12 protein-coding genes and 1 tRNA gene are annotated in these 9,176 nt (G+C 72.4%); 8 read left to right on the top strand and 5 right to left on the bottom strand.

The window, feature by feature from the left end; genetic code table 11:
* The first annotated feature begins 143 nt into the window (after nucleotides 1-143).
* Nucleotides 144-419: a helix-turn-helix domain-containing protein gene (locus tag E1182_RS26615; protein ID WP_132270305.1), complete on the top strand. Its 276-nt coding sequence runs from the start codon at nucleotides 144-146 to the stop codon at nucleotides 417-419.
* The gene (locus tag E1182_RS26610; RefSeq protein WP_132270303.1) at nucleotides 419-1,636 is read left to right on the top strand and encodes a site-specific integrase; all 1,218 of its coding nucleotides are present in this window, start codon (nucleotides 419-421) and stop codon (nucleotides 1,634-1,636) included. The genes E1182_RS26615 and E1182_RS26610 overlap by 1 nt, the downstream gene beginning before the upstream one ends.
* Before the next feature lie 57 nt (nucleotides 1,637-1,693).
* Here E1182_RS26610 and E1182_RS26605 read toward each other — a convergent pair.
* Together E1182_RS26605 and E1182_RS26600 are read right to left on the bottom strand one after the other, a co-directional pair.
* Nucleotides 1,694-1,768 (bottom strand) — tRNA-Val (locus E1182_RS26605).
* An 84-nt stretch (nucleotides 1,769-1,852) separates the two neighbouring features.
* Nucleotides 1,853-2,434, bottom strand: coding sequence for a TIGR02611 family protein (locus E1182_RS26600; protein WP_371687606.1), 582 nt, complete (start codon nucleotides 2,432-2,434; stop codon nucleotides 1,853-1,855).
* A gap of 271 nt (nucleotides 2,435-2,705) precedes the next feature.
* On the opposite strand from E1182_RS26600, the gene E1182_RS26595 reads away from it, so the two are divergent.
* Entirely contained in the window at nucleotides 2,706-3,137 is a 432-nt protein-coding gene (locus E1182_RS26595) for an SsgA family sporulation/cell division regulator (protein ID WP_007457244.1), read from the top strand.
* A 70-nt stretch (nucleotides 3,138-3,207) separates the two neighbouring features.
* On the opposite strand, the gene E1182_RS26590 is transcribed toward E1182_RS26595, so the two are convergent.
* Nucleotides 3,208-3,984, bottom strand: a complete 777-nt coding sequence (locus E1182_RS26590; RefSeq protein WP_132270298.1) for an SDR family oxidoreductase — start codon at nucleotides 3,982-3,984, stop codon at nucleotides 3,208-3,210.
* 129 nt (nucleotides 3,985-4,113) lie between these two features.
* Here E1182_RS26590 and E1182_RS26585 point away from each other — a divergent pair, with 129 nt between their 5' ends.
* The 3 genes from E1182_RS26585 (at nucleotide 4,114) to E1182_RS26575 (ending at nucleotide 5,931) form a co-directional block, all read left to right on the top strand.
* Entirely contained in the window at nucleotides 4,114-5,010 is an 897-nt protein-coding gene (locus E1182_RS26585; RefSeq protein WP_207921526.1) for a helix-turn-helix transcriptional regulator, read from the top strand.
* 30 nt (nucleotides 5,011-5,040) lie between these two features.
* Complete coding sequence (locus E1182_RS26580; protein WP_132270296.1) at nucleotides 5,041-5,547, top strand: GNAT family N-acetyltransferase; 507 nt, start codon at nucleotides 5,041-5,043, stop codon at nucleotides 5,545-5,547.
* Nucleotides 5,548-5,751: 204 nt separating this feature from the next.
* The gene (locus tag E1182_RS26575) at nucleotides 5,752-5,931 is read left to right on the top strand and encodes a DUF4236 domain-containing protein (RefSeq protein WP_132180879.1); all 180 of its coding nucleotides are present in this window, start codon (nucleotides 5,752-5,754) and stop codon (nucleotides 5,929-5,931) included.
* A 69-nt stretch (nucleotides 5,932-6,000) separates the two neighbouring features.
* Here E1182_RS26575 and E1182_RS26570 read toward each other — a convergent pair whose 3' ends face one another.
* Both E1182_RS26570 and E1182_RS26565 read right to left on the bottom strand, forming a co-directional pair.
* Nucleotides 6,001-6,879 carry a hypothetical protein gene (locus E1182_RS26570; RefSeq protein ID WP_132270293.1) on the bottom strand — a complete coding sequence of 293 codons (879 nt, stop codon included), beginning with the start codon at nucleotides 6,877-6,879 and terminating at the stop codon, nucleotides 6,001-6,003.
* A 24-nt stretch (nucleotides 6,880-6,903) separates the two neighbouring features.
* Complete coding sequence (locus tag E1182_RS26565; protein WP_132270291.1) at nucleotides 6,904-7,425, bottom strand: VOC family protein; 522 nt, start codon at nucleotides 7,423-7,425, stop codon at nucleotides 6,904-6,906.
* Nucleotides 7,426-7,473: 48 nt separating this feature from the next.
* On the opposite strand from E1182_RS26565, the gene E1182_RS26560 reads away from it, so the two are divergent.
* A complete protein-coding gene (locus E1182_RS26560; protein WP_132270307.1) occupies nucleotides 7,474-7,935 on the top strand; it encodes a MarR family winged helix-turn-helix transcriptional regulator in 462 nt (153 codons plus the stop codon).
* Between the two features lie 56 nt (nucleotides 7,936-7,991).
* Nucleotides 7,992-9,176: tetratricopeptide repeat protein (locus E1182_RS26555; RefSeq protein WP_132270288.1), on the top strand; the 1,185-nt coding region annotated here is incomplete at its 3' end.

Genomic DNA, 9,176 nt, shown 5'->3' with positions numbered 1-9,176 from the left:
TCCCACCCCTGCAACACCGACTCCTGCGCGCCCTGTCCCAACGCGCGCAGTGGAAGGCCGCGCTTCTGGCCGCGAGAGATCGCGCCGCCACCACCGCCCCGACCGCCGTCGACCAAACCGCCACCCACTGATCCGGAGGAACCATGCAACGCGCCACCGTCACCCCGCTCCACAGCACCCGCACCGCCGACGCGCCCACCCGCACACTCCGCGCTGCGGACAGCCGGGCCGTCTACTCCGTCCGCGAGGTCGCCCGACTGCTCTCCCTCTCCCTGGGCAGCACCTACGCCCTGGTCCGCGAAGGCGAAATACCCGCCCGCAAGCTCGGCGGACGCTGGGTCATCCCCAAGAAGCGCTTCCACGACTGGCTCAACGAGACCACCGAGCAGGACAACCGTGCTTCGGAGGGGTGGGCCTGATGGGACACATCGTCAAGACGCCAGCGGGCACCTTCCGCGCCAACTGGCGTGACGCAAGCGGCCGACAGAAGGCCAAGACGTTTCCGACCCGGCGCCAGGCCGCGGCGTTCCTGGCCGAGACGGAAACCGCGATCGTTCGAGGTGGATACGTCGACCCACACGCCGGTCGTCTGCTGTTTAGGAAGTTCGCGGAACGGTGGCGGGAGTCCCGCAACGACGAGCTGACCACGAGGGCACGGGACGCCTCGATCCTGCGAACCCACGTCCTGCCGCGCTGGTCGGACGTGCCCCTGTCCCGCATCGACCACCTCGCCGTGCAGTCCTGGGTGACGGACCTCGGCACCCGCCGCTCCCCCGCCACCGTGGCCGAGTGCTACCGGCTGCTGTCAGCCGTCCTCCGCGCGGCTGTTCGTGATCGCCTCATCGGCACAAATCCGTGCGAGGGCGTCAAGGTGCCGTCGCGGCGGAAGAAGGCCACCGACGGGCACGTACTGTCCCGCGCGGATCTGGTCGCTCGACTCCTGCCGGCTGTTCCCGATCGGTACCGCGCACTGGTCGCCCTGGCCGGCGGTACCGGGCTGCGGTGGGGTGAATGCACCGGGCTTCGCTGGGAATCGATCGACCTGACTGCGAAGACGGTCCAGGTGATCCGGGTCGCCGTCGAGGTGGCGGGCACGGTCACGATCAAGCCCTATCCGAAGTCGCGGGCTGGTCGGCGTACGGTCCCGGTGCCAGACTTCGCCGTCGACCTCCTGACAGCCCATCGTGAGGCGTTCCCCGCTGGTCCCCGCGGTGAGGTGTTCACCAACTCGTCCGCTGGTCCGCTGCGTCGGACGTTGTTCCGGGCTCGCGTCTGGCGACCGTCCCTGGTCCGCGCCGGACTTCTCGGGAGCGTGGACCGCCTGGGCCACTTCAAGTGGCGGGCGGCCTGGGTCGACTCCGAGGGCGTCGAATGGTCAGCCGAGTTCACCACCGAACGGGACGCGGTTGCCCACGTGGCGAAGATGGCGCCGGGCGGTCTGCGCTTCCACGACCTGCGGCACTCCTACGCCACCGAGCTGGTCTCCCGTGGCGTCCCCGTCAACGACGTCCAGGCGGTGATGGGCCACGAGAAGCCGTCGACCACGTTGAACCTCTACACGCACCGGTCTGACGGGCGGGATCAACGCATCCGCGAGGCGTTCGCTGACGATCCGCTGACGCCCAACGACGACTGACGATGGAATCAGCAAAAGGCACCCTCATCGGAGGGTGCCTTTTCTGTGTTGCTTCGATGGTGGGCGATACTGGGATCGAACCAGTGACCTCTTCGGTGTGAACGAAGCGCTCTCCCGCTGAGCTAATCGCCCTCAGCGCCGTTGACTCTACCGGATCGAGGGGCTGGACCAAAAACCCGGGGTCCGCGCGCCGCCGGCACGTCGATCAGCGGCTGGTCAACGCTTCGCCAGGTGGTGCTGCAGTTGCGCCACCAGGTCGATGCCGAGGCTGTACTTGAGCGACAGCCACACCACGGCCGCCACGAAGACGAGACCGACGGAGCCGAGGACGAACCGCACCGGCAGCGACTGAGACGCCGCCCACCGCGTCCAGTTGTGCACATGCCGGCGGGTGAAGGTGAGCAGTCGTCGCGCCCAGTGGAACTCCACGGCCCAGATGGCCAGACCGGCGATCACGATCAGCCAGCCGGGACCGGGCAGCGGGATGAGGGCGATGCCCAGGGTGACCACGAGTGCGCCGGCGACGGCGACGGCGACCTTGAGGGCGACCCGGCCGGTGGGGTTGGCGCGGATCAGATCGAGGGTGATGCGTGCCCGGAAGCGCCAGCCGGAACGGGAACGCTCGGCCACGGCCGTACCGGTGGGGCCGGCGGCCCGGCGGTCGGACGATGCTGCCCGAGGGTCGGATTCGGGTTGCTCCATGGACACTTCACTCCCCCGCCTTTCGGCTGCTCGGGCCCCTACTTCCGGCGAGCCGGTCGTGGCCGGGACATCCACCGAGGAACGGTTCGTGACCATTTGCACCCCCAGTGTCGCCCGGGCCCGTCACTTGCGCAGACCACTGGACGTTACCGGAGTAAGTCGACGACTGAACCACCCGACTTCGGACGGGATGACGCACGGGCAGAGCCGGAATCGTACAAGAACCTTCATGTTCTCGCGGCGTTTCCCACCCCCTTCCCACCACTGGGTGAAGTCAGCGTATGGCGGTGCGTAGCCAGAGGTAGCACCTGAGTATGGGAAAAGCGGGACACGCGCGTTCCGCAGCGGTGCCGGGGGGAGATCGTCCATGAGTGTGATTCGACCAACGACCGTCGAGGTCGAGACGTCGCTAAGGCTCGTCGCGCCTGACGCCACCGCATTGCCGGTGCGCGCCAGTCTGCGTTACGACCCTGCTGACCCGTATGCGGTCCATGTCCTGTTCCACGCCGAGTCGGCCGGCGGTGAGGCCGTCAGCTGGTCCTTCGCCCGCGAGTTGCTGGTCACCGGCCTCGACGAGCCGGCCGGCATCGGCGACGTGCGGGTCTGGCCCTGGGCCACCCCGCGCGGGGACTTCGTCGCGCTGGCGCTGTCGTCGCCGGACGGCAACGCCCTGTTCGAGGTTCCGCGCAGCGTGCTGGTGCGTTTCCTGCGGCGGACCTACGTCGTCGTCCCGCGCGGCCGGGAGGCCGAGCACCTCGACGTCGACACCGCGGTGAACCGGCTGCTCGCCGGCCGCTGAACCACCCGATCGGAGCCGCGCGGATCTGCCGAGTCCGCGCGGCTCCGGCTGCCCGGCACCGGGTACGACCTCAGCCGTGGGTGGTGATGCCCCCGTCGACCGGGATCACCGCGCCGGTCAAATACGCGCCGGCCCGCGACGACAGGTAGATTGCCGTGCCGGCCATGTCCTCCGGCCGGCCGATCCGCCCCAGCGGCACCTGCTTCGCGACCGCTGCCCGCGAGGCCGGGTCGTCCAGGGCGAAGGCCATCATCCTGCTCTCGAACGGGCCGGGCGCGATCGCGTTGACCGTGATGTGTTCGTCGGCGAGTTGGTGGGCGAGGCTGCGGGTGAGCATGTGCACGGCCGCCTTCGTGGCGCTGTACGCGTACACCTCCATGACCGGCACACGCAGACCGTCGACCGAGCCGATGGTGATGACGCGGGCCGGGTCGTCGGCGCTGGCCGCGGCGCGCAACGCCGGCAGCAGCGCCGTGGTGAGCCGGAAGACGGCCTTGACGTTCACCGCCCAGAGCTTGTCGAACGCGGCCTCCGGATACGCCTCAAGCGGCGCACCCCAGCTGGCGCCGGCGTTGTTGACCAACACGTCGAGCCGGTCGATGCGCTCCCGTACCGCTGCGGCCAACCCCTCGGCGCCCCCGTCGTGGCCGAGGTCGGCGGGGATGGCCTCGCACCGCCCCTGGGCGGAGAGTTCCTCCGCCACCTTCTGGCAGACGTCGGCCTTGCGGGACGAGATGATCACGTGTGCGCCGGCCTGCACGAAACCCCGGGCGATCATCAGGCCGATTCCCCGGGACCCGCCCGTGACCAGGACCGTCTTGCCGGCGACCGAGAACAGATCCGTCATGCCCATCCCATCGCCGCTCGGAGCCTACCGCCCGGTAACGTAACCCGACCCCGGCACCCGGACAACCCCCGCGGCGGGGTCCCGTCGCCGGGATGCGAGGCCGGCTCGCTGGGGCTACGGTCGCTGGTGATGGTCTCTTCCGGTCAGCTCTCCCCGGCAACCCGTTCCGACCTGCCCGAGATCGACCTGCTCGACCTCGCCGACCTCGCGCCCGAGCCTGTCTGGCGCCGCCCGATCCTGCTCGACACCGACCTGCTGCTCCTGGTCACCGGCGGCCACGGGATCGCCGAGCTGGATTTCCGCGCCCTGCCCTGCCGGCCCGGCACGCTGCTGCGGGCCGAGCCGGGCCAGGTGTTGCGCTGCGCCTCCGGCCTCGCCGCGACGGTGGTGCGGTGGAGCGACGGGGCGCTGCGTGGGCTGGACGTCGACACCACGTCGGTGCCCGCCCACCACCAGCTCACCGGTGAGGACGAGGACGCGGTGATCAACGAGGTGAGCCAGCTGTCGGTGGACGTCCGCCGACACCGGGACGACCCGGTCGGTCAAGCCCTGCTCCGGCACCAGCTCGCTGTCCTGCTGCTGCGGCTGTCGCTGCTGCCGGTCCCGACCGGCGTCGGCAACGACGCGCACCGGGCCGAGGTGGCCACCTTCCATCGGCTGTGCCGCGAGATCGAGCGCGGCTACCAGCACACCCGCCGGGTGGAGGACTACGCGGCGCAGCTGGGCTGCTCCGTGCGTACCCTCACCCGGGCCTGCCTGGCGGTGACCGGGCGCAGCGCGAAGCAGGTGGTTGACGAACGGGTGGCGTTGCAGGCCAGCCGGCTGCTCGCCGCCACCGGCGAGCCGGTGGCCCGGATCGGTCGTCGGCTCGGTTTCCCCGAGCCGACCAACTTCGGTCGCTTCTTCACCCGGGAGGTCGGGATGAGCCCCGGCGCGTTCCGGGCGGCCCACGCCCAGCCGCCACGGGCGGATCGTGCGGCCACGGTCCCCGGCCGAGCCGATCGGGCGGGCATGATTACGAGTTGACCGGTCTGTCCGATCCTGGGAGCCACGCTGATGCCCACGCCCGTCCTGCGTACCGACCGACTGTTACTGGAGCCGTACCGGCCGGACGACGCGGCGGACTCGATCGCTCTGCTGTCCGATCCGGAGGTGGCTCGGTTCATGGGCGACGGCCCGCTCACCCCGAGCGATGCCGCCGCCCTGTTCGAGCGGTTGTTCAGCAAGGTGTACGCGGAGGACCTCTTCGACGTCTGGGCGGTCCGCCGCGACGGCCGGTACGTCGGGCACGCCGAGGTCAAGCACACCGACGAGGTCGACGGCCACGAGATCGTGTACGCGCTGGTGAAGCCGGCCTGGGGCGAGGGTCTCGGCAGCGAGCTGGCTCGGGCCCTGCTCCGGTACGGCTTCGACACCCTCGGCCTGCCCCGGGTCTGGGCGACCGTGGCGGAGCAGAACCACGCCTCACTCGCGCTGCTCGGCAAGCTCGGTTTCACGCATCAACGCGACGTCACCGAGGACGACGGCAGCGTCACCCGCGTCCTCGCCGTCGACCGCGCCTGACCGGGCCGGCCAGCCGGCCGCTGCGAGAGGTGCCGCCCGACGGCAGGCCGCGTCGGCGGCTGACCGTGGCACCGTCCACCGGGGACGGCAGCGGGTTTCGGGTTTCCTCGATCCGGGCATCTCAAGCTCGGAGACGACAGACCGCGACGCCGGCACGGCAGTAAGCGACGCCGGGACGGCAGGGGAGCCGAAGGGAGCCCGACGATGGGCCTGATGTTCCGCAAGCGCAAGAAGTACGGGCCGATCATCCTGAACTTCACCGAGAACGGGTTCTCCTCGTGGAGCATCAGGATTGGCCGCTGGTCCTGGAACTCGCGGGCCCGGGCGCACCGCGTCGACCTGCCGGGGCCGCTGTCCTGGAAGCAGGACAAGTCCCGGGCGTGAGGTCCAGCGTCGAACGGGGGTGCCGGTGGTTCACCGGCACCCCCGTTCGGCCGGTCCGCGCCCGGGTGGTCACCGCCCGGTCGCGGCACTGATCACCACGTCGCCGCCGAGCCGCCCGTCGACTGGGTCGCGGCGCACCGTGCCGGTGCGCAGCAGATCGGTGAGCGCCGCGACGGTGTCGGCGGCCCGGTGGGCGGTGGCGAGGGTGGTGTGCCGGCGCAGCTCGGTGACCGTGCGCGGACCCCCGCGGTTCAGTTCGGCCAGCAGTTCCCGACGCAGCAGCTCCGGGTCGGGGTGCGGTACGAGGTCCAGCGGTGCGCCGGCGGGGTCGCGGTAGCGCACCGCGACGCTCTCGTCGACCTCCCAGAGCGCGTCCTTGAACGCCGCCAGGCTGTTGTCCAGGTTGGTGCCGAAGGCGACCGTCCGGGCCGGTGAGCCGTCGGCGGGGACCAGTTCCGCCTCGGCGGTCAGGCGGAAGCCGGCGGTCGTCAGCGCGGCGCGGAAGGCGGTCGGCGCCTCGGCGGTGAGCAGCAGTTCGGCCGGGCGGCCGGTCACCGCGGCGGCCAGCATCGCCGGGGCGGGGTCGGCCCCGTCGGCGACGGTCAGCAGCGGGGCTCCGGCCGCACCGGCGGCCTTGAGCGCGACCGGCAGCCGGGACGGGTCGCCGGGCACCACGTGCACGGCCACGTCGGCCGGCAGGGTGGCCTCGACCGGGCCGAGCCGGGCGGGCAGGTCGGGCCCGCCGCCGGCCAGCACCAGAACGGTCAGCCGTCGGCCCCGGAGCTGGTCGGCGAACTCCGCCACCACCCGCAGGGCCGCCTCCGCGGTGCCGGGGTCCCCGGCGTACCCGAGGGCGAGGGTGGCCCGCCGGGAGCGGTGCAGCGCCCCGGGCAGCCAGTGGTCGAGTTGTCGGACGAGCAGCTCGCGCAGGGCGGCATCGGTGGACATCCTGCCGTTCTACCGTACGGGTGCTCAGGCCGGGACGGAGATCCCCACCCCGCCGCGGGTCTGGCCGCCGTAGCGCTGCCGCTCGCGGTCGATGTCGAGCCGGCCGATCCGCCTGCGGGCGGTCAGCGCGGCGTCGTCGAGCAGGTGGGCCGGGACGATCCAGACGATCTCGAATTCCAGCCCGTCGGGGTCGCGGCCGTAGAGGCTCTTGGTGGTCCCGTGGTCGGCGGTGCCGACCAGGGCGTCGGCGGCGGCCAGCCGCTGTGCGGTGTGGGCCAACTCGTCCAGGGTGTCCAGTTCCCAGGCGAGGTGGTAGAGGCCGACGGTGGCGCGCCCGGCCTGGCTGGAGCCGGCGGCGGCGCCGATCTCGAACAGGCCGAGGTCGTGGTCGTTGGTGGAGTCGGGCGCCTGGAGGAAGGCGGCACCGCGGAACCCGTCGGGGGTCATCGGAACCGGGCGGAAGCCCAGGACGTCGCGGTAGAAGGCGACGCTGCGGGCCAGGTCAGCGACGTAGAGGACGGCGTGGTTGAGGCGGTGGATTCCCATGCCCCCACCGTAGCGCGGTTTGGTTGAGCGTTCAACAACGCCGGTATGATGGTCGGCATGACCCGCTGGCTGAACCCCGACGAGCAGCAGACCTGGCGGTCCTTCCTGACCGCCTCGCGGGCCCTGATGGAGACCCTCGACCGCGAGCTGCAACGCGACGCCGGGATGCCCCACGCCTACTACGAGATCCTGGTCCGCCTCTCCGAGGCCCCGCAGCGGCGGCTCCGGATGAGCGAGCTGGCCGAGAGCAGCGGCTCGTCGCGCAGCCGGCTCTCGCACGCCGCCGCCCGGCTGGAGGCCGCCGGGTGGATCCGGCGCGAGGAGTGCCCCACCGACCGGCGCGGCCAGATCGCCGTACTCACCGACGCGGGCTTCGCCACCCTCGCCGCCGCCGCGCCCGGTCACGTCGAGGGCGTCCGCCGCCACCTCTTCGACGCGCTCAGTCCCGCCCAGGTCGACCAGCTGCGCCGGATCAGCGAGACCCTGGTCGCCCACCTGACCGGTTCTTGACCAACTTGCGGCCGGTGAGGCTTGTACATACCGTGGCCGGACCAGCACGATGAGGCGTGTCCTCCGGCTTCGGTGAACTGATCCTCCAGGCGCAGCAGTTGGTGTCCGCCGGTGACCTCGCCGGCGCCCAGCGGTTGCTCGCCGACGCGCTGGCCGAGGTCGACCCCCGCCCCGACCATGCCTCGCCCGAACTGGCCGACGCCGCCGGCCTCCAGGCCCGGGTGCTGGTCGCGCTCGGCGAGCCGCACTCCGCGCGCGGCTGGGCCGCCTTCGCGTACGCGGCATCCACCCGGCTGCACGGCCGCTCCGACGAGCGGACCATCGCCGCGGCGGCCACCCTGGCCGCGGTGCTGCACAGGGTCGGCAGCGACGCCCGGGCCGCCCGGCTCTACTCCGAGGTGATTCTCGAACTGACCGCCCACGACGGGCCCGAGTCACTGCGGGTGCTGGCCGCCCACGCCGACCTGGCCACCGTGGAGTATGCCCGGGGCCAGTGCGGCCAGGCCCGGGAACGCCTACAGGACGCCTGGGAGCTGCACCGCGAGGTCTACGGCGACGGGCACCCCAGCGGCATCAAGATGCTCGCCCGGCTCGGGGCGATGCAGCGCGACTGCGGCCGGTTCTCCGAGGCCCAGGACACCCTCGCGCTCGCCCGCGACCTGGCCCGCCAGCACCTGGACTCCGCGGACCCGCTCGCCCGGCAGGTGACCACGCTGGCCCGGTCGGCCGCCGATCCGGAGCACGTCTGCGACGACGACCGGCCACCGCGGGATCCGACGCCGGTGGTGCCCGCCGCGCGTACCGCGTCGCCCGAGGAAGGGCCGCCCGACCCGCCGGCCTGGCCGGCGGCTCCGGCCGACCAGACGTACCCGCCGACGGTGCCCGGTCAGCGGCTGCCCCACGAGGGCGGCCCCGTCGCGTACCCCTCCGAGTCCTCCGGCGACCCGTGGCCGGCGGAGCCGCGCCCCGATCCGCACCCTGAGACCGGTCCCGGACCGGCGGGGTACGCCGAGGCCGAGGGGGTGTACCGGGTCGGTGATCCCGACCCGTCCCGGCTACTGCCGGTCGTGGTGCCCCGGCCGCAGCCCACGCCGCGCAACCGGACGCTGCCGCTCGTCGTGGCCGGGGTGGCGGTGGTGCTGCTCGGCGCCGTGGCGGTCGTCGCCGGGGTCGCCGGGGTCGCCGGGGTCGACCCTGGCGACCCACCGCCCGCCTCGCCCGGGCGGACGCCGGGCCCAGCC

It is taken from the genome of Micromonospora sp. KC721 (genome assembly GCF_004348355.1).
GTDB lineage: Bacteria > Actinomycetota > Actinomycetes > Mycobacteriales > Micromonosporaceae > Micromonospora.
Note: the sequence above shows the minus strand (reverse complement) of the source record. Positions and strands in the feature narration are given on the sequence as shown.

Coding starts and splice junctions, on each gene's coding strand:
- E1182_RS26600 (WP_371687606.1), bottom strand. CDS start 2,434: ATGGTCACGAACCGTTCCTCGGTGGATGTCCCGGCCACGACCGGCTCG.
- E1182_RS26585 (WP_207921526.1), top strand. CDS start 4,114: ATGGTCTCTTCCGGTCAGCTCTCCCCGGCAACCCGTTCCGACCTGCCC.
- E1182_RS26570 (WP_132270293.1), bottom strand. CDS start 6,879: ATGTCCACCGATGCCGCCCTGCGCGAGCTGCTCGTCCGACAACTCGAC.
- E1182_RS26590 (WP_132270298.1), bottom strand. CDS start 3,984: ATGACGGATCTGTTCTCGGTCGCCGGCAAGACGGTCCTGGTCACGGGC.
- E1182_RS26565 (WP_132270291.1), bottom strand. CDS start 7,425: ATGGGAATCCACCGCCTCAACCACGCCGTCCTCTACGTCGCTGACCTG.
- E1182_RS26610 (WP_132270303.1), top strand. CDS start 419: ATGGGACACATCGTCAAGACGCCAGCGGGCACCTTCCGCGCCAACTGG.
- E1182_RS26575 (WP_132180879.1), top strand. CDS start 5,752: ATGGGCCTGATGTTCCGCAAGCGCAAGAAGTACGGGCCGATCATCCTG.
- E1182_RS26560 (WP_132270307.1), top strand. CDS start 7,474: ATGGTCGGCATGACCCGCTGGCTGAACCCCGACGAGCAGCAGACCTGG.
- E1182_RS26615 (WP_132270305.1), top strand. CDS start 144: ATGCAACGCGCCACCGTCACCCCGCTCCACAGCACCCGCACCGCCGAC.
- E1182_RS26580 (WP_132270296.1), top strand. CDS start 5,041: ATGCCCACGCCCGTCCTGCGTACCGACCGACTGTTACTGGAGCCGTAC.
- E1182_RS26595 (WP_007457244.1), top strand. CDS start 2,706: ATGAGTGTGATTCGACCAACGACCGTCGAGGTCGAGACGTCGCTAAGG.